General features: G+C 58.6%; 17 protein-coding genes. 4 read left to right on the forward strand and 13 right to left on the reverse strand.

The window, feature by feature from the left end; genetic code table 11:
• From G518_RS0123140 to dnaG, 5 genes are all read right to left on the reverse strand, one after another.
• Positions 1–269, reverse strand: a 269-nt coding sequence (locus G518_RS0123140; RefSeq protein WP_028604557.1) for a transposase, incomplete at its 3' end; no start/stop codon positions are given.
• 283 nt (positions 270–552) lie between these two features.
• The gene (gene sugE / locus G518_RS0123145) at positions 553–867 is read right to left on the reverse strand and encodes a quaternary ammonium compound efflux SMR transporter SugE (RefSeq protein ID WP_028604558.1); all 315 of its coding nucleotides are present in this window, start codon (positions 865–867) and stop codon (positions 553–555) included.
• A gap of 216 nt (positions 868–1,083) precedes the next feature.
• Positions 1,084–2,298: a multidrug effflux MFS transporter gene (locus G518_RS0123150; RefSeq protein WP_028604559.1), complete on the reverse strand. Its 1,215-nt coding sequence runs from the start codon at positions 2,296–2,298 to the stop codon at positions 1,084–1,086.
• 88 nt (positions 2,299–2,386) lie between these two features.
• Entirely contained in the window at positions 2,387–4,600 is a 2,214-nt protein-coding gene (gene rpoD / locus G518_RS36535) for an RNA polymerase sigma factor RpoD (protein WP_051237315.1), read from the reverse strand.
• 291 nt (positions 4,601–4,891) lie between these two features.
• On the reverse strand, positions 4,892–6,808 hold the full coding sequence (gene dnaG, locus G518_RS0123160) for a DNA primase (RefSeq protein ID WP_028604560.1): 1,917 nt from the start codon (positions 6,806–6,808) through the stop codon (positions 4,892–4,894).
• 124 nt (positions 6,809–6,932) lie between these two features.
• Between dnaG and G518_RS0123165 the strand changes: the two genes are divergently transcribed.
• Positions 6,933–8,576 (forward strand): acyl-CoA synthetase, encoded by a 1,644-nt coding sequence (locus G518_RS0123165; RefSeq protein ID WP_028604561.1) that lies wholly within the window; start codon positions 6,933–6,935, stop codon positions 8,574–8,576.
• A gap of 89 nt (positions 8,577–8,665) precedes the next feature.
• On the opposite strand, the gene G518_RS41565 is transcribed toward G518_RS0123165, so the two are convergent.
• The 5 genes from G518_RS41565 to G518_RS38730 all read right to left on the reverse strand — a co-directional run bounded on the left by G518_RS41565 (position 8,666) and on the right by G518_RS38730 (position 13,159).
• Complete coding sequence (locus G518_RS41565) at positions 8,666–9,004, reverse strand: IPTL-CTERM sorting domain-containing protein (protein ID WP_156909511.1); 339 nt, start codon at positions 9,002–9,004, stop codon at positions 8,666–8,668.
• Entirely contained in the window at positions 9,004–9,339 is a 336-nt protein-coding gene (locus G518_RS0123170) for a hypothetical protein (RefSeq protein WP_156909512.1), read from the reverse strand. Before G518_RS0123170 ends, G518_RS41565 begins: the two co-directional genes overlap by 1 nt.
• Positions 9,340–9,764: 425 nt before the next feature.
• Complete coding sequence (locus G518_RS0123175; protein ID WP_028604563.1) at positions 9,765–10,430, reverse strand: IPTL-CTERM sorting domain-containing protein; 666 nt, start codon at positions 10,428–10,430, stop codon at positions 9,765–9,767.
• A 108-nt stretch (positions 10,431–10,538) separates the two neighbouring features.
• On the reverse strand, positions 10,539–11,150 hold the full coding sequence (locus tag G518_RS38725) for a response regulator transcription factor (RefSeq protein WP_051237316.1): 612 nt from the start codon (positions 11,148–11,150) through the stop codon (positions 10,539–10,541).
• Positions 11,151–11,269: 119 nt separating this feature from the next.
• Entirely contained in the window at positions 11,270–13,159 is a 1,890-nt protein-coding gene (locus tag G518_RS38730; protein ID WP_028604564.1) for an ATP-binding response regulator, read from the reverse strand.
• A 298-nt stretch (positions 13,160–13,457) separates the two neighbouring features.
• Between G518_RS38730 and G518_RS36550 the strand changes: the two genes are divergently transcribed.
• The 3 genes from G518_RS36550 to G518_RS0123200 all read left to right on the forward strand — a co-directional run bounded on the left by G518_RS36550 (position 13,458) and on the right by G518_RS0123200 (position 16,480).
• On the forward strand, positions 13,458–14,768 hold the full coding sequence (locus G518_RS36550) for a mechanosensitive ion channel family protein (protein WP_051237317.1): 1,311 nt from the start codon (positions 13,458–13,460) through the stop codon (positions 14,766–14,768).
• Between the two features lie 87 nt (positions 14,769–14,855).
• Positions 14,856–15,491, forward strand: coding sequence for a hypothetical protein (locus G518_RS0123195; protein ID WP_028604565.1), 636 nt, complete (start codon positions 14,856–14,858; stop codon positions 15,489–15,491).
• Between the two features lie 26 nt (positions 15,492–15,517).
• On the forward strand, positions 15,518–16,480 hold the full coding sequence (locus G518_RS0123200; RefSeq protein WP_028604566.1) for a glycerophosphodiester phosphodiesterase: 963 nt from the start codon (positions 15,518–15,520) through the stop codon (positions 16,478–16,480).
• A gap of 21 nt (positions 16,481–16,501) precedes the next feature.
• On the opposite strand, the gene G518_RS0123205 is transcribed toward G518_RS0123200, so the two are convergent.
• The 3 genes from G518_RS0123205 to G518_RS0123215 form a co-directional block, all read right to left on the reverse strand.
• Positions 16,502–17,932, reverse strand: coding sequence for an Ig-like domain-containing protein (locus tag G518_RS0123205; protein WP_036595778.1), 1,431 nt, complete (start codon positions 17,930–17,932; stop codon positions 16,502–16,504).
• 16 nt (positions 17,933–17,948) lie between these two features.
• Entirely contained in the window at positions 17,949–18,668 is a 720-nt protein-coding gene (locus tag G518_RS0123210) for a right-handed parallel beta-helix repeat-containing protein (RefSeq protein WP_028604568.1), read from the reverse strand.
• 127 nt (positions 18,669–18,795) lie between these two features.
• Positions 18,796–19,134, reverse strand: coding sequence for a P-II family nitrogen regulator (locus tag G518_RS0123215; RefSeq protein WP_028604569.1), 339 nt, complete (start codon positions 19,132–19,134; stop codon positions 18,796–18,798).
• Positions 19,135–19,143: the final 9 nt, after the last annotated feature.

The following is a 19,143-nucleotide window of genomic DNA, read 5'->3' on the forward strand; positions in this document are numbered from 1 at the left end:
TTTTTTAGGAAGTCGTTGTCCTGGCGAAGTTGAAGGTTCTGCGCTTCGAGCTCCCGGATACGCTGTTGCTCGGGCGTCAGCGGCTTACCAATGCCGCGCTGGCCCGACAGTTCTGCTTCATATTGATCGAGCCAGCGCCTGACGGCGCTATCAGTCAGCTCCATATCACGGCAGACCTGAGACACGCTCAGGTGCTGCTCTCGAATCATCTTGACGATCTGCAGCTTGAACGCCGCGTCGAACGATCGCCTAGTCTTGGCTTTGATCATTTCTATTCCTGTGAGACATTGATTTCCCTTATCGGGATGTCTTTCGAAATTAGACCAGCACACCGTTCGCCCTCACCCCAACCCTCTCCCAGGGGGAGAGGGAGTTAAGAGGGAGTTAAAACCTACAGCCCCCAGCGGGGGAAGGAGTAAAACTAGCTCACGGCCTCGGGTTCTGGGGCTCAAGTCGGCAGGCGCTCCTGCATTAGTCTCTCCCGCAGGCGGGTGGGGGTAAGGGAGCAGCGCCAAAATATGCGCTGCTCTCAACAAACCATCTCCTGCCCGATCAGCTAGTCAGCTTCAACCCCAGAATACCCGCCACGATCAACCCCACGCAAATCAACCGCCCAGCATTGGCCGGATCACCAAACAGCACAATGCCCAGAATAACGGTACCCACCGCGCCCACGCCAGTCCACACCGCATAAGCTGTACCCACCGGGAGGTCACGCATGGCCACTCCCAGGAGTCCGATACTGATGACCATGGCGGTCACAGTGCCCACCGTAGGCCACAGACGCGTAAAGCCTTGCGTGTACTTCAGGCCAATGGCCCAGCCGATTTCGAAGAGGCCAGCGATGACAAGAATAATCCAGGACATATATTTTTCCGTTATGGGAGTGCGGGGTCGTCCCCACAGGAAAAAATAACTCGCCGGGTCGTCCTGGCGGTGCTCAGCCTATTGGCAATGCCCTTGTGCTGATGACTGAATTCTATGGAATCCGGGGCTTCCTGGCGACTGTTGCTAGCCAACCACCCATGCATCACCGTACTATTTTCTCTGCCAGCGCTTCCGAAGCGTAGGCAGCGTCTCGGATTAACCGATTTCTGGGTAGCGCTTATGCAGCCACAACCAGGCCACTAAGCCCACTGCCAGGAAAGCACCGGATGTGAGTGCCAGACCCATCGCTGAGTGCATGACCAGGGGCGCTGCCACCCCCGCAACAATCCCGTTGGCGGTGGAGCCGACCACTGCTTGCAGCGAGGAAGCCATGCCCCGCCGCTCAGGATGCAGATCGAGTACCAGCAAGGTGACTACAGGCACCATCAAAGCCCAGCCGAAGGCAAATAGGGCAATGGGCCAGAGTGACCATAGCGCGTGCGGAGCGAACAGGGCGTTGGCGATGATGTTCACCACAGACACCGCCAACATGATGCGAAAGCCTTGCATGATCTGGTTTTTGGGCGCGACCTTGCCGGCCTTGCGACCGGACAGCCAAGAACCCGCCATGATGCCGGCGATGCTCAGGACGAAGAACCAGAAAAACTGCGTAGGCCGTAGTTGGAGCACGTCACCCAGAAAGGCCGGTGCCGAGAGCACGTAGAGAAACATGCCGTTAAATGGCACGCCAGACGCCAGGGCCAGAAGCAGAAACCGTACGTCGCTGAGTAGCAGCCAATAACCGCGCATCAGATTGCCGAACTGCATGGGCTGTCTGTCGTCTTTGTGCAGCGTCTCAGGCAGCATGCGCCAGTTGAGAGCCAACAACACCACGCCCACACCCACCAGAAACCAGAACACGGCGTGCCAGTTCACCATCTCTGCGAGCACGCCACCCACCACGGGCGCCAATGCGGGCGCTACGCCGAAGAAGATCGTCACCTGGCTCATGACGCGCTGAGCATCGCTGGGAGGGAACATATCTCTGATCACAGCGCGTGAAACCACAATGCCGGCGCCAGTGGAAAGCCCTTGCAGTGCGCGAAAGAAGATCAACTGACCGACTGTTTCAGAAAGCGCACAACCGATGGAGGCCAGCGTAAAAACGGCCAAGCCCCACAGAATCACCGGCCGCCGCCCAAAGCTGTCTGACAGTGCGCCATGGAACAGATTCATGAACGCGAATCCGAACAGGTAGGCCGAGAGCGTTTGCTGCATCTCCACCGGAGTGGCATTCAGCGACTTGGCAATGGCTGAAAAGGCAGGAATGTAGGTGTCGATCGAGAACGGCCCCAACATACCCAGTACCGCGAGCAGTACTGCGAGGGCCCAGCGTGGGCCTTTCCAAAGGGTTGAGGCGTCCGGATTCATGACAACTATTTACCAAAAAAAGAAGCTGGCCGCGATAGGTAAACGCAAGCCAGCTTGATGGGGCAACAATGCGCCCCGTTAGGGATGATTACAGAGAATCGATAAAGCTGCGCAGCTTGTCTGAGCGGCTTGGGTGCTTGAGTTTGCGCAGCGCCTTGGCTTCTATTTGGCGGATGCGCTCACGCGTGACGTCGAACTGCTTGCCCACTTCTTCCAGCGTGTGGTCAGTGCTCATCTCGATGCCGAACCGCATGCGCAGCACTTTGGCTTCGCGTGGAGTCAAGCTATCAAGAATGTCTTTCACCACATCGCGCAGACCTGCTTGCATAGCGGCATCCACAGGGGCGGTGTTGTTCTGGTCTTCGATGAAGTCGCCCAGGTGGCTGTCGTCGTCGTCCCCGATCGGTGTCTCCATGGAGATCGGCTCTTTGGCGATCTTCATGATCTTGCGGATCTTGTCTTCTGGGATTTCCATCTTCTCGGCCAGGATGCCAGCATCCGGCTCGAAGCCGAATTCCTGCAAATGCTGACGCGAGATGCGGTTCATCTTGTTGATGGTCTCGATCATGTGCACCGGAATACGGATGGTGCGCGCTTGGTCAGCGATCGAACGCGTAATGGCCTGGCGGATCCACCATGTGGCGTACGTGGAGAACTTGTAGCCGCGGCGGTATTCGAACTTGTCGACAGCCTTCATCAGACCAATGTTGCCTTCCTGGATCAGATCGAGGAACTGCAGACCACGGTTGGTGTATTTTTTGGCAATGGAGATCACCAGGCGCAAGTTGGCCTCGATCATCTCTTTCTTGGCATCACGGCTGGCGGCTTCGCCTTCGTTCATGCGCTTGTTGATGTCTTTCAGTTCATCAAGCGGCACCACTACACGGGATTGCAAGTCTGTGAGCTTTTGTTGCAAATCCTGGATTGGCGGAATGTTCCGTTCCATGATCGCGCTCCAGGGCTTGCCTGCGGTGGATTGCGTCTCGACCCATTTCAGATCCAGCAAGTGCGAAGGGGCTTTGTTGCCCGCACGATCGCGTCCTGAGAAATCAGCGATGAAGAGTTCCTGCGGGTAGCCGCACTTGTCTACGATGATGCGGCGCAGTTCGCGCTCTTTCTTGCGAACGTCGTCCACCTGGCCGCGCACCATGTCGCACAGCTTTTCAATGGTCTTGGCCGTGAAGCGAATCGTCATCAGCTCTGTGGAAAGAGCGTGCTGGGACTTCACGTAGGAAGGCGATCCCCAACCTTCCTTGTCGTAGATGCGGTGCACCTTCTCGAACAATTGGGCAATACGGTCAAAGCGCTCAAGCGCTTGGTTCTTCAGCTCTTCCAGCTTCTTGGTGAGTGCCTTGGAGCCGCCTTTGCCATCGTCGTCGTCGTCTTCGTCGTATTCGTCGAAGTCTTCCTCGGCGACGTAGTCGTCGTTTTCATTCAGATCGGAGAAGCCGTCCACGATGGTGGAGATAACGACTTTGCCTTCGCGGATATCGGTCGCCATCAACAAGATTTCAGCGATCGTGGCGGGGCTGGCGCTGATGGCTTCCATCATGCCCATCAAGCCGCCTTCGATGCGCTTGGCAATCTCGATCTCGCCCTCACGCGTCAGCAGCTCTACCGTACCCATTTCGCGCATGTACATGCGTACGGGATCGGTGGTGCGGCCGAATTCGCTGTCTACGGTGGAGAGCGCGGCTTCAGCGGCTTCCTCAGCTTCTTCTTCGCTGGAGCCAGTGGGCGCGTTGTCCGTGATGATCAGCGTTTCGGCATCCGGGGTTTGCTCGTAAACCGCCACGCCCAGATCGTTCAGGGTCGCGATCACGGCCTCAAGGGTCTCGGCATCGAACAGCTTGTCAGGCAAGTGATCGGAAATTTCCACGTGGGTCAGGTAGCCACGCGTCTTGCCCAGTTTCAGCAGCGTCTTCAGGTTGGAGCGGCGCTTGAGCATCTCCTCTTCGGTGAGGACGGTTTCATCCAGGCCGAATTCCTTCATCAAGGCGCGTTCTTTCGCCTTGCTGATTTTCATGCGAAGAGGCTTGACCTTCTCAACAGCCGCGGTGGTCACGGGCTCGACCACAGGTTCGCCTTCCAGATCAGATTCGATGTCTGAAAGATCTGCTTCGTCTTTTACTTCCTTGGCTGCACTTGGGCGGCCGCGCTTGGCGGGCGCGGCTTTTGCGCTGGCAGCCGGACGGCCGGGCTTTTTCAGCGCTGCATCATCGACTTCGAGCCCAGCGTCTTTGGCTTTGGCTACTTTGGCCGGTTTTGCGGCGGGCTTGGCGGATGTTTTTTGAGTGGGCATAGACGTACCTCGTTAGGCTGTGTGCATCAAATCAGTAACAGAGAAGCATGGCGGGGCGTAAGGCTCTTTGCCCAGGGCCCAACCAAGCCTTACCAGCTTGCGCGCGTGGCACCAGCAAGGCGTTTTTTCTCTGCCAAGGCAAGATGTAGGGCGATCATTTGGTGTGCAGCCCTTGCGGTATGTTGGCCACCCTACGCTAGGGTGCGCATGAAATTGCGCTAGGCCGGTCCGGAGGTACTGCTGTCGCTCTTGCCGTCAGTTAGCCTTTAATTATAGCGTCCATCTTTGATTTCAAGAGCCTTCCGGCGGGTTTCCGTCTGTTTTTCCGGCTTTTCTGCGCAATAGGCGCTGATAAGCTTCCATATCGCCTGTTTCTGCCGCCAGTTGCATGGCTGCAGCATCTCGCGCTCTCTGTTCAAGTTTCACTATGTTACGAAGCTCTTCAGGGTCACTTTCGATCTCCGGCGGCATTCTGTCGATCTCGGTGATGGCAGCGGTTTCCAGTTCGTGCCCGCGCAAGGCTTCACGCAGGGCGCTCCAGGGTTGTGGTCCGTAGTCATGAAATTGGCCATCCAGCCAGGTAAACAGGGCTCCATGCGGTTTCGGAAAATCACACAGCATCTGGTGCTCGGTCGCACTCAGGGCATCCCACGCGGTGGGGTCGGTCAGCACGATTTGCAGTGCCCGGCCGGCTCGGCTGGCGGGCAGGGTGCGGCGTCCACTGGCTGTCATGGGCTCGGTGGGCGGACCGAAGTCTTTCTTGAACCGGCCTCTGCCTTCTTCCCATTGTCCCTGGCGAAAGCCTTGCCTTGGGCCCTGACGTGGCCCTTGCCCGTGGTTCTGGCCTTGTCCTTGCTGAGGCGAATATGGGCTCTGTGCTTCGCGGTTTTGCCGGGGCGCTTTGGCGGGCCGCATACCCCAGAGAACTTGCAACTCCGGCGCACCAAGCTGCACTTGTGCAGCAATGTCGAGCAGAATTTGCTGACCTAGCGCGCCCGCAGGCAGCAACTGCCAAAGTGGCTTGGCTTTGGCCGCAAAATGGGCACGGCCCTCGGCGCTGGTCAGTTCAAGGTCTTCGGACGCCACTTCCAGCAAAAACCGAGACAAAGGCACGGCCTGCTTGACCGCCTGCGCGAAAGCCTCAGGCCCTTCAGCGCGGATGAAGCTGTCTGGATCGTGCTCAGGCGGCAGGAACAGGAACTTGATGGAGCGCGTGTCGGTGGCAAAGGGCAGGGTGGCTTCCAGCGCCTTGTGCGCGGCGCGCCGCCCCGCAGCATCGCCGTCAAAGCTGAACACCACACTGTCCGTAAAGCGCAAGAGCTTTTGTACATGGTCTGGCGTGCAGGCTGTGCCCAGCGTGGCGACGGCGTTGGCAAACCCCAGCTGAGCCAGTGCCACAACGTCCATGTAGCCTTCTGTGACCAGCGCGTAGCCGTGTTCGCGCAAGGCTTGGCGGGATTCAAACAGGCCGTAGAGCTCCCGGCCCTTATGAAACACAGGGGTTTCCGGTGAATTGAGGTACTTGGGTTTTTCATCACCCAGCACTCGGCCGCCAAAGCCAATGACCTCGCCTTTCACGCTCCGGATGGGGAACATGATGCGATCACGGAAACGGTCGTAGCGTTTGTTCTCGTCTTCTTCGGAGACGATCACAAGGCCTGATTCATGCAGCAGCGGGTCGGTGTAGTCTGGGAAAACGCTGGCTAGTGTGCGCCAACCCTCAGGGGCGAAACCTAGCCCGAAGTCGCGAGCAATCTGGCCCGACAGCCCGCGGTTTTTCAAGTAATCAATGGCGCGCTGAGAATGCCGCAGGTGGTTCCGGTAAGCCTCGGAAGCTTTGGCTAACACGTCGCTCAGGGTGGCTCTTTTTTCAGATTCCTGTGAGGCTTTCTCACGCTCGGCAGGGCTGCGCTCGTCTTCCGGCACCGGCATGCCGTATTCCTGGGCCAGGTCGTGCACGACCTCTACAAACCCGCCGCCGGTGTGGTCCATCAGGAAGCCGATGGCGTTGCCATTCTTGCCGCAGCCAAAGCAGTGATAGAACTGTTTGGAGGGGCTCACGGTGAAGGACGGCGATTTTTCACCGTGAAACGGGCAAAGGCCGGAGAAGTTCGCTCCCGTTTTCCGAAGCTGCACGTAACGCCCGACGATCTCCACCACGTCCGCGCGCGCCAAAAGCTCCTGAATGAAATGCTGGGGAATGGACACTGATGTCGTGTTTTATTAAGTTACTCGTTCTATGGCGTGGTTGCCTTAAACAATGGCTTTACTTCGCTGGCGCTCCGGGAGAGTCCATAGAATAGCTCTAGAACAAACAGTTTAGGAGACGGGGATGCCCAGCATTTTTGATACAGATTTGCCGCGCAACGAAGCGAACTTTGCGCCGCTCACGCCGCTGGCATTTATACAGCGTACGGCGGAAGTGTATCCGGGCAAGCTCGCGATCGTGCATGGGGATTTGCGCCGCAACTGGTCCGAAACCTACGCGCGCTGCCGCCAGTTGGCCAGTGCTTTGCGGCAGGCCGGCATTGGGAAAAATGATGCTGTGGCTGTGATGTTGCCGAATACTCCGCCCATGGTGGAAGCTCATTTCGGAGTGCCCATGGCGGGCGCCGTACTGAACGCCCTCAATACGCGGCTTGATCCGGAGGCGGTGGCGTTCATGCTGGATCACGGACAAGCCAAGGTCTTGATTGTGGATCCCGAGTTCAGTGGTGTCGTCAAGAAGGCGCTCGCCTTGCGCCAGTCTGATGCACCTTTGATGGTGATTGATGTAGAGGATGTGCTCTACGGCCCGGCAGAAAAGATAGGCAGCATCACCTACGACGCTTTTGTGGCGCAGGGTGATTCCGCATTTGAGTGGCAGTACCCAGTTGATGAATGGGATGCCATTGCGCTCAACTACACGAGCGGAACCACTGGCAATCCGAAAGGCGTGGTCTATCACCATAGAGGCGCGGCGGCCAATGCCATCAGCAATATTCTTGAATGGGACATGCCCAAGCACGCGGTATATCTGTGGACACTGCCCATGTTTCACTGCAACGGCTGGTGTTTCCCATGGACAGTGGCAGCGCGGGCGGCGGTGAACGTCTGTCTCCGCAGGGTGGATGCCAAGGCGATCTTCGACGCCATCCGTAACCACGGCGTTACGCACTATTGCGGCGCGCCTATTGTTCATGGCCTTCTTGTCAACGCGCCTGAAGAGATGAAGCTTGGCGTGCCGAGAGGTGTCAAGGCGATGGTGGCAGGCGCTGCGCCGCCGGCTTCGATGATCGAGGGCATGGAGCACATGGGCTTCGATCTCACCCACGTTTACGGCCTGACCGAGGTCTACGGCCCGGCTACCGTCTGCGCCAAGCACGACGAATGGAATGCGCTGGACATTGGTGAGCGTGCGCGCCTGAATGCCCGTCAAGGCGTGCGCTACCACTTGCAGCGCGACGCCCGTGTCCTGGATCCCGAGACAATGCAACCCGTGCCCATGGACGGCGAGACCATGGGTGAGATCATGTTCCGTGGCAACATTGCCATGAAGGGATATTTGAAAAACCCCCAGGCTACACAAGAAGCGTTTGCCGGTGGCTGGTTTCACTCAGGCGATCTGGCGGTGCAATACCCTGACGGCTACATCAAGATCAAGGACCGCAGCAAGGACATCATCATCTCGGGGGGCGAGAACATTTCATCCATCGAAGTGGAAGATGTGCTGTACCGCCACCCCGCCGTGCTGGCCGCGGCGGTGGTCGCCAAGCCAGATCCAAAATGGGGTGAAACCCCATGCGCCTTCGTGGAACTGAAGGCCGGCGCCGAGGTAACCCAGGCTGAGATCGTCGCCCATTGCAAAGCGCATTTGGCGGGCTTCAAGGTGCCGCGGGCCGTGGTGTTCGGTGAGCTACCCAAGACCAGCACCGGCAAGATCCAGAAATTCGAGCTGCGTAAACAGGCGGGGTCGGCTGGCGCTATTGATGTCTGATTGAAGGAGCCGTTTTTTTCGCCGAAATCCCATCGATTTGCTGGTAGCTCGGCACGAAGTGCCGATGAAAGATGGTTGCGAATCCTGACTCAGGACTTTGTTAAGGGGTGCGGTCGACGATTGCGCGCCGCATAAATTCCAAACCCTGCAACTAAGGATCCGGTCAGGAGTAGTCCCCACTCACCCAATGAGGGGACCGCAGTCACTGTGGCTGCGACAGGCGCGGCTCGGACACGCCAGCGATTACCTGAAAATATATGGGTGCCAAACTCGGAACTACCATCGTCCCCAACGAGGCCAATGCAATTACCAGAAACTGCCGAGACAACGCTGCATACACCGTTGCGCCGAATATTCACATCGCCAGTGGAGTAGGTGTACAAGCTGTCTAATCGTTGGCCGACGGAATGTGGACCCGGCGGACGCATCACCCCACGCCTTCAACTGTGAGCACCGAACTTGCGTCCGTAGTGCCTTCTGCACGGTACAAGGAGGAGTTGGAAGAGGTAAAGGTGGTGATGCCGTCATTGAGACTCCAGTCTGTCGCGCGAGTCATCAAGTCGACGACGGCGTTGGGGGGCAAGCCGCTGGCGTTGACCACGACCCAACCCGACGTGACCATGCTTGCTGTATGCGGCGCGATGGCTTCACTGCCATAGGGATGCCCGGCGAAGTCGTACGTCACTTGTCCCCAAGCCGCGCCAGCCCAAAATGCCAAGGCCGCCACGAGCCCGTGACAGCTGTTTCTGATGACAGTGGTCATGAATTCCCTCTTCAGAATAATTGCCGCGGCGCGGCACTGCATGAATTCTCCGGGGGAGACAGGGAACTTGACCACTCCCGATAGTGAGGTATGTAGGGAAAATCTTGCGGCAACGTCGAGTGCGGGTTGCCAGAGCCTCACCCTTTGGGCTGCAGCCGGCCGCGCCGAAGTCTGCCGGGCCATATTGCTTCGTGGCGCCTCTTGCCAAGGATCGCACCCTGGCGGCGAGATGCGCCTTGCACTACGGCCCAGAAGTCTCCGGCGCGGGGGGCATTTAGTGTGGATGCTCCCTAGTCACGCCGGAGGCGCGCAACACCAATTTTGCCACTTCAATTTTCGTGGCCCCATTGGCAACTCCATCCTCGACAACTTGCTTCCGTGGGGAAATGGCCTGGTTAGATCGCAGATCAGCGCGGTGTCCGGCTTTACCGTCTCCGGCTCGATGTTCGATAAGCGCCTACCCCTGCTACCAGCAAGCCAGTAAGCAGCAGTCCCCACTCGCCCAAAGTGGGTACCGCAGTAGGCGTGGGAGTGGGAGTGACGACAGGGGTAGAACGAATTCGCCATAGGTTGCCGGGGTATGCATACGTTGCAAAAATGGCTGATTCATCGTCGCCACTGAGGCTTCCGCAGAGGGTGGTGCTCGGGTCGACGCCGGAGCAGAAACCGTTGTAGCGCACATTCACATCGCCACCCTCAAAAATGTGCACGCTGTCTATGCGCTGGCCAGAAGTGTGCGGCCTCAGCGGCCGCATCACCGACACACTGAAACCGGCGATCGCTGAACTGGCATTCGTATAGCCATACGCGTGGAATATTTCAGAATTGGCGGGCGTGAAGGTAATGACGCCGTCACTGAGGCTCCAATCTGTCAGCAGCGTGCGTATATCCATGCCGGTGTTGGCGGGCAACCCGCTGTCGTTCAGACGGACCCAGCCTGAAGTATTCATGGCCGCCGTGTAAGGCGCGATGGCGCCTGCACCGTAGACTGGCCCGTTGTAATCGTAGGTCGTTTGTCCCCAGGCGGCGCTTGCGCAAAGAGCCAAGGCCGCCGCGACCGCGCGGCAGGTGGATTTAAATGCTGTTGTCATGGAGTGCCTCTTCGGAAAAGGCGCCGCGGTGCGGTGCTGCACGAATTCTTGCGGAAGACCCGGAATTTGACCACTCCCTAAAGTGAGGGGTGACGGGTAGTGGCGCTATTAGCCTCGGCGGTGAAGCAGCAACGCCAACTGAGTTCGGTTGGTCACTCCGAGGGAGCGGAAAATATCCTTGAGGTATTGTTTGACGGTACCTTCTGATAGGCCAAGTGCATCCGCAATCTGCTGGTTACTGAATCCTTGGGCGACGGCCTGGGCCACTTGCGCCAGGCGTGGCGAAAGGGCGCTTAGCGCATCGGCGTCGCCCCATGGCCCCGGCAATGGCGGGGGCGCGGCAGGCGCGCGAGCCAGGGCCAGGTCGACGGCGGCTCTCAGTTGCGACATGGGACTGGACTTGTGAATGATGGCACGCACGCTAGGCCAGCACTGCCACTCTCCTGCATGCGGAAGCGTGGCGGCACCGCTGAGGATGATGAGGGGCAGCGCGGGGTAAGCGCTACACAGTGCAGCCAGGCCCTGGCCGCCGTCCATCCCCGGCATATGCACATCCACCACTGCCAGGTCACAGCCGGGTGGCGCGGCGGCAGCCAGCAGGGTGGCCAGGCTCCAGGCGTGAACGATCTCGAAGTCACCGAGCATTCGCAAGTGTGCAGCCAGGCCGTCTCGCACGATCTCGTGGTCGTCGGCCAGAAGAATGCGAGCGGGTGTGTTCATGCGAGTAGTTCTAGCTCATCAGTCAGAGTGATCGTAACCGCTGTGTTCTGGATGATTGTCCTTGCAGCTAGCGATCAAGCAGGATCATGATTTCACGGCCCCACCAGCTGCGGTATTCCCTAAAGTGAAGGTGTCTTTTCTTCTGCCGGTAATGGCCCCAGTACCAGCCAATCGCGCAGCGCGTGAGGCCGCACAGGCTTGGGCAAAAAGGTGACGCTGCTTTGTGCCAGCGCAACTGCTTCTTCCGCGCTGGCACCACCGCTCACTACCGCCACACGCAGTCCCGGGGCATGAGGGCGCACGGCATCCAGCACGTCGTGCGAGAGCGCACCTCCGGCCAGCCAATGGTCGGTAATGAGAACCTGTAAAGGCTCGCCTGCATCTGCGGTCGAGCGGGCTACTTGGGTTGCGCTGGCTGGATCGGGCGCGGTGTGAACCTGAGCGCCCCAGCCTTGCAACAGCGCTTGCAAAGCGTGGCACGCTGCGGGGTCGTCGTCAACCACCAGGACACGCAAGCCGTGAAGCTTGGGCGGCTGTACAGGGAGGCGGGCCTGGGTGGGCGACTGGAAAGTAGGTGCCGCGGGTACGGCGGCTGTCGCTCCTGACGGAGCAGCCACCAGGGTGATGGAAAACACGGAGCCAGTTCCCAACGCGCTGGCTGGATGAAGGCGCACGTCGGTCCCCATGAGGCGGGCCATGCGCCGTGCTACTGCCAGGCCCAGTCCATGGCCTTCGCCGCCGGAGCGGCTGCGGTGTGCATCGTGAGCCTGGTAGAACTCATCGAAGATGGCGTCGCGATGGAGCTCGGGAATGCCCGGGCCACTGTCTCGCACTTCAAAGCGCCATGCAGGTTGACCGTGGACTCGAGCCCGGCGGATGGCCAGCATGACTCCACCGGTTGGTGTGTAGCGGACCGCGTTGGCCACCAGGTTGCCCACCACTCTCCAAAGCAGTGCGGCGTCTGCCAACACGCTGAGTTCTCCGCCTTTGGCAGGAGGGCGCAGCCAGAAAGCAAGGCCTCGCGCTGCAGCGCTGGGGCGGAAGCTGGCCTCAGCGCGTGCCAGCAAGGCGTGAGCAGAGGCAGGGGCTATGTGCGCGTGCACGGCTCCGGCATCCATGCGGGCCAGATCCAGTACTTCATCCACCAATTCGGAGAAGTTGTCTACGCCAGCGACCATCTGCTGCATCAACGGCGCTTGTGGGGTATCCCTTAGTTGTTCGCGGAGCGCTTCGCCCAGCAGCGACATCGCGTGCACGGGCTGGCGCAGGTCGTGGCTGGCAGCCGCCAGAAATCGCGATTTGGCTGCACTGGCCTCTTCGGCCTGGCGGCGCTTTTCGTCGACCTCGTCCATCAGCTCCTCATTGCGCAGACGGGTGCGTAGCTCACGCTGAATGCTTGCAGCGAATCTTTGGGTTGATGCCAACAGCATTCCCCATAGCACCAGCAGGAATACTCCGCCAGCCAGGCGTCCGTCGTCATGTGCGTCTTCTACGGTCCATAACTGCCAGGCCAGCCCCCAGAGCAGGGGGCTGATGTAGGCCCACACGGCGGCGGGCCACACGCACAGTTGCGTCATGGCATTGGTAGCAACCATGAGCGCAATGGAAAACATGTAGATCGCAGCCATGAACTCAGGTGACTGCATGGATGGATAATTCCAGCCATTGAAGAGCAAACCCACCAGAAGGCAGCGCCAGACAATTCCGTGAGCCCAGCGGCGCGGATCGATGGCGCCGAGAGCCTTGGCGCGCTCAAGGCGATGCAAAAAATAGCTACGCTCAGCCGTGGCCAGCAGCATCAACGCGGCAGTTCCCCAGGCCCATGCCGCGCCTATGAATCCTTGGAGCAGCCACGCCGCCAGCGGAACGCCCAGCGCCGAACTGATACCCATGGCGCGGGCACCCTTGGTCAGCAGCGTGAGCGCCTCATGCTCCAATTGCAATTGCCGCGCGGGTGTGTCGCCAATGGCTGTGGGACCACCTCGTAAAAAGGTCAGTCGATCGGTCATTCGTGCTCCGGCCTGCCTGTAAGCTTGATGGGACAGTATAAGTTTGGGTGCGTGATCAAATCTGTCTGGGCGACAAACAACCTGGGATTCGCGGCGCTGTTTACCCTTCAAACGGGCGCCTCCTGCGATTCAGCAGGAACCTATTGGGCTTTACTCAGTCAATCAAATGACGCTGCCCTCGCAGGGCATTTTTCTTTCAATCCCTCGCCCGTTCGCGGCGACCGTTGGCCCGAAACACATTTTCACGTGTTGCGAACCGGGCCTTAGAACGGGTTCATGATTCAACCAAGGAGCTACATTGAACTGGCAAGAGCTATCCTTTTCCGACCCCTGGATTCAAACCCTGGCGAGCATTGTGGCGCTGGTGCTGGGGTGTGTTGTGGCGCAATGGCTTGCACGGCATGTGATTGTGAGAGCCTTGGCGGGCTTGCGCGGGGCCACGCGTAGCGGCCCCATCGCCGTGCTTCTGCACCCGGATGTCTTGACACGGGTGGCGCAGATTGTCCCCACACTGGTGGTTCAGGTCGGTATCCGCTTTGTACCGAACCTGCCGGAAAAGCTCGCTACAGTTACAGAGAACGTGGCTGCTGCGCTGAGCGTGCTTTTCGCAGCTCGTGCACTGTTCAAGGCATTGGAGGTGGCGCTTGGCGTCTATGAGCAGCGAGCCGCTGAAAAGCAGGAGTTGCGCTCACACTCGATCAAATCGTATGTACAGCTAGGTCAGATTCTGGTGGGCATTGCCGCAGTCGTGGTGATGATCGCCGCATTGGCAGACAAGTCGCCGCTCATTGTGCTTTCAGGCTTTGGTGCGATGTCGGCCGTGCTCATGCTGATTTTTCAAGACACCATCAAATCCTTTACGGCCGGCATGCAGATAGAGGGCAACGACATGCTGCGGGTGGGCGACTGGATAGAGATGCCCCAAGCCGGCGCCGACGGCGATGTGATCGACATCGCGCTCAACACCGTCAAGGTTCAGAACTGGGATAAAACCATTGTCACCATTCCCACCTGGAAGCTGATGAGCGAAAGCTTCAAGAATTGGCGCGGCATGAGTGAAGCGGGAGGCCGCCGCATCAAGCGTACGCTGATGCTGGACGCCGGCACCATTCACTTCCTGCAGGATGAGGAAATCGAGCGCTTGGGGCAGATTGAGATCATTGCAGAGTACGTCCAGGAAAAGGCCAGAGCAGTCAAGGTTTCACGCGGCATGCGGGCGCGAGAGTTGGGCGAGGCCCTGGCTCAGGTGCCAGCCAACCAGCGGCGACTGACCAACATCGGCACCTTCCGTGCATACGTTCTGGCATATCTGAAAGCCAATGCGGATATCCGCAAGGACATGACTATCATGGTCCGCTTGATGCAGCCCACACCTGAAGGTGTACCGCTGGAGATTTACTGCTTCACCAACACCACCGCATGGGTGGCCTACGAGGCCATTCAGGGTGATATCTTTGACCACCTGCTGGCCATCCTGCCTGAGTTTGCACTGGGCAGTTTCCAGTCGCCCGGTGGAGGTGATTTTCGAGCGCTACTCGAAGAGGAGGGGAGTCCGGCACGCTTGCCAAGACAGTCTTACCCTAACGTGCCGCGGCCTCGTCCAGTCTGACAAAGGCGTGACACACGGTGGCTAGACCGCGTCGTGAAACGTCAGTAACCTGAGAGGGAAACAGGTTCTGGTCACAATGGTGGCCTCATGCTGGTAGATCCTCTCATTATTGTTGCGTGCGTCTTGTTGGTGGCGCTCGCCATCCGCCCGTGGCGCCTCTTGGCTAATGGCGGGCTGATATCCCCGCTTCTGGCGGCTCTGGTCATCACGCCCTGGTTTTGGGCTTTGCCGTGGCTGCACCGCATGCCGGTGCATTTGCAGCTGTCCGGTGCCTGTTTGATTACCCTGGCGCTGGGCTGGCCGCTCGCGGTGCCGGTTTTGTGTGTGGTGGCCATACTGGCTGGGTTGATCGCGCCCATCAGTTGGGATCAGCAGGTGGATATGGCTCTCTGGCTGGGGATCGTGCCCGCCACACTGGCATTCGGTATGGGTATGGCAATCCGGCGCTGGATATCCAAAAATCTGTTTGTCTATATTCTGGGCCGGGCTTTCCTGGGCACCGTGTTGTGCATGTTCATCGCAGGCGCGTTGGCTCAATGGACGGGGCATTCGTTAAGCGCTACGGTGGAGCCTGAGCTGGCCATGGTGGCGCGCTGGCTGCTGGCCTGGGGCGATGGGTTTCTCACCGGTATGGTGGCTGCCATAGGCGTGGCCTTCAGGCCGCAATGGCTGGCGACGTGGTCGGATCAGCTCTATTTAAGACAACCTCCTACAGCAAAATGAATGCTTGGAACTTAAATTCAATCCTCATGAAATCACCCATCCTTCTCAGCCTTTTGGTGCTCTCATTTGCCACACACGCTTTTGACCTGCAAGGTCACCGCGGAGCTCGGGGCCTGGCACCTGAAAACACCATGGCGGCGTTTGACAAAGCGATGGCTGTTGGCGTGACCACGTTAGAGCTTGATGTTGGCCTGACGGCTGATGGCATGGTGGTGATCTCACATGACGCTCACCTGGCGCACGATATGGCGCGAGATGCTGCCGGTGCTTGGCTTGGAACACAGGCTCCTTTAATTCACAGAAAAACGTTCGCGGAACTGCAGTCCTACGACATAGGGCGCGCAAAGGATGGCAGCACCACAGCACGCAATTTCCCAGGCCAAAGAGCGAGTGACGGTGAGCTTTTACCCACGCTCACCGCGCTTTTTGAACGCGTTCAAGCCGCAGGGGCGGATCAGATGCGGTTCAATATAGAAACCAAACTCAACCCGGCCAAACCTAATGAGACGGCCTCCCCGGAAGAGTTTGTTAACGCTACCCTGGCGGTGATTGAAAAAGCTGGCATGGCCGGGCGCGTGAGTATCCAGAGCTTCGATTGGCGCACTCTCAAGCTGGTGCAGCAGCAGGCTCCAAGCATTCCTACCGTATACCTCACTATTAAAACGAGAAATACTGACAACGCAGCAGATCCCGCATGGACTGGTGGCTTGCGTTTGGCCGACTATCCTTCAGTGGCGCACATGGTCAAAGCTGCAGGTGGCGCCGTGTGGGCGCCAAATTTCGGTGCCTTGGATGAGGCCGCCGTCAAATCCGCGCAGGCTTTGGGTTTGAAGGTCATTCCCTGGACAGTGAATGAGCCCGCCGACATGCAACGCTTGATTGGTTGGAAGGTGGACGGGATCATTTCAGACTACCCGGATCGCCTGCGCTCCGCCATGCAATCCGCTGGTATGCCGGTACCTGAGATGATCGGTGCGCAACGCCGATGAAGCAGCGTTGCGTCCGGGCCTTTATCTACGCCGGTGACTGAGCATCCGGCCACCAAAGGCGGCGAGCAACATTCCCAACAAACCAAGTCCCCAAAGCGGTAAGACTGGAACCGGGGCTGGCGGGCCGGGCAGTACAGTCAATTCGAAGGCCGCGCTATTCGGCGCGCTCAGCGTGGTCGCGAGGACCGTCACCACGCCAGGTTGAACTCCTGCCGTGACAGCCGGAGACACGGCTCTACCGTCTGATCCGGTGGTGCTGGTGGCGGTCAACCCGCCATCGGCGAACTGCGTACCACGGCCGCTGGCGGGGATGGTGAATGTCACCTCTGCCCCTACCACTGGCAGGTTGTTGTCATCCCTGACTATGGCTTGCAAGGGGAGGGCAAAGGGATTCGCAGCAGGGGCAGCCTGGGGGGTGCCGCCCGCACCGGAGATCGTTGGCGTACCAACCGCCACATTCGTCAGCGAGAAGTTCGCAGTCATCAGACCGGTACGTGCCACGACGGTGTATGACCCCACGGTGCCATTCGAGGTGAACGTAGGAGCTGTAGCGATTCCACTGGAGTTGGTAAGCACCGTGGCATTGCCGGCGAATGTTCCAGATGGCCCTGAACTCGGTGCAGTGAATGTGACCGGCTGCCCAGACACAGGTGCTCCGCTGGAGGTCAACTGCACTGATAGTGCCACGGGAAAGGGTTGATTCACCTGATTGGTCTGGGGTGAGCCGCTCGCAGAGGCCAATACCGTCTGTATCAGCGCCGCATCGGTTAGAACGCTGACACCGTCTACTCCTACGTTCAAGCCCTGCTGGTTGTTGGCTACTGCGATTCGCAGGCGAACGGTGCGGCCAGCAAGCGATGAGAGGTTGGCACTCAGGTTGGTATAGCCGCTACTGATCTGCGGCGTAGCGCTGCTGGAGGCATAGAGAGGTCGAATTACGCCAGAGCCGACATCGAACAGGTTGGCGGCGGGATCCATCACGTCTACGCGTACCTGCTGGTTAGGTACGACACTGAAGTCCAGGGTGGGCGGCGAGTGAAACTCAGCATTTCTGTTTTGCACGTACAGAAGAAGTGACAGCATCGCAGGCTGTCCACTGGGCAGCGCGATGTCCTGGTACATCACCAGGCTCCCTGGGCCAGTTTGATCGCTCATGGCAGCGAAGGTGCCCAGCGGGGGAGTTGGCACTGCCACTGAGGTCAGCGGCCCTACTACCCCTGTCTGTGCGTAGAAGCTACCGGCGGAACCGGGTTGGGTGGCGATGGTCCAGTTGGTGAATCCAGGTTGTGCGGCGCCGTTGTTGGCCTCGAAACTGCCGTTGGCAGCAAGTTGTGCGGCGAAGGAGGAGGTGGGCAGCACAACGAAAAGTGCCAGCCAGAATACTGCGGCCCAGAATTTCAAGGGCATCCACCTAGCCAGCCGGAGCCGGCTTAGGGTCAGGTTCGCGTTCATGCGGAGCGCTCCGCTTTCAGCGTGGGTAGACGGTCAGTGTCGGCGCGCCATCGGTGGTGTTGCCCAACAGCCTGTTGTTGTTATAGGAGATGATGCTTGCGCCCAAGGTGGCAGCTAATCCCGTGGCGTTTTGCGTGACCGTGCTATCAGAGATTCGCAACACAGCCTTGGCCGTATTGGTTTTTATGCCCACCGTGTTGTTCATAATCCGGCTGTTGTCCACCATGACGTTAATGGTGGGACCGGCGGCTGCCGGTTCAAGCTCGATTCCTGTTGCGAAGCCCTGGATGCGCACATTATCCAGATGCACTTTTTCCGCCGCCAGAATCTTCACGCCAGATAAGCCATTGATAGAAGCACCGCTGCCGCTGCCATTGAGCTGGATATTGCGGAGGATCACCGTACCGCCAGCGGTTCCTATATTCACAATAATGGCATTTTGAGCAGGGGCATTTATGCTGGCAACCTGACCACCACCATCTATGGTGATCGATTTTGTGATGGTAACGGCGCCAAATCCACCCGGGTCAAGAACACTGATTTCTCCGCCAGTTCCTGTTTTGCTGATAGCGCCCGCAAATGTCTTGCAGGGTGCCGTACGTGAACAGGGGTTGACATCATCGCCCACCCCTGAGACCCAGGTGCGGTTAGCCTGCGCAAGGGCCGCTTGCGAAAAACCGAATAAGCAAAGCAAACCAATGCTCAGCCGAAAAAAGGCCAGGAAATTCGCACGCATGGCAACCTTTCGAAGGTGTCTGACGGCGCGAGTTTAGTCCTTTGCGTTTGATTCTGTAAACTTATTTTTATTTAAGTAACGCTTTGGTTTGGTAGTGGTCTTTCGCGCGAGCTTTGAGCCCGCAGGCTCAGACTGCTTCGTCGTCTTCTTCACCCGTGCGAATGCGCACTACGCGTTCCACTGGCGTTACGAATATTTTTCCATCACCAATCTTGCCCGTGCGCGCAGCCTTGATGACGGCGTCTACACAGCGATCTACATCGCCATCGGGCACGACCACTTCGATTTTGACCTTGGGCAGGAAATCGACCACATATTCGGCACCGCGGTAAAGCTCGGTATGACCTTTTTGCCGGCCAAACCCCTTAACTTCCGTGACGGTGAGCCCGGTCACACCGACATCGGCCAGGGCTTCGCGGACTTCTTCGAGCTTGAAAGGTTTGATGATGGCGGTGATCTGTTTCATAGTAGTTCC

Origin of the sequence: Ottowia thiooxydans DSM 14619 (assembly GCF_000422885.1) — a bacterium.
GTDB lineage: Bacteria > Pseudomonadota > Gammaproteobacteria > Burkholderiales > Burkholderiaceae_C > Ottowia > Ottowia thiooxydans.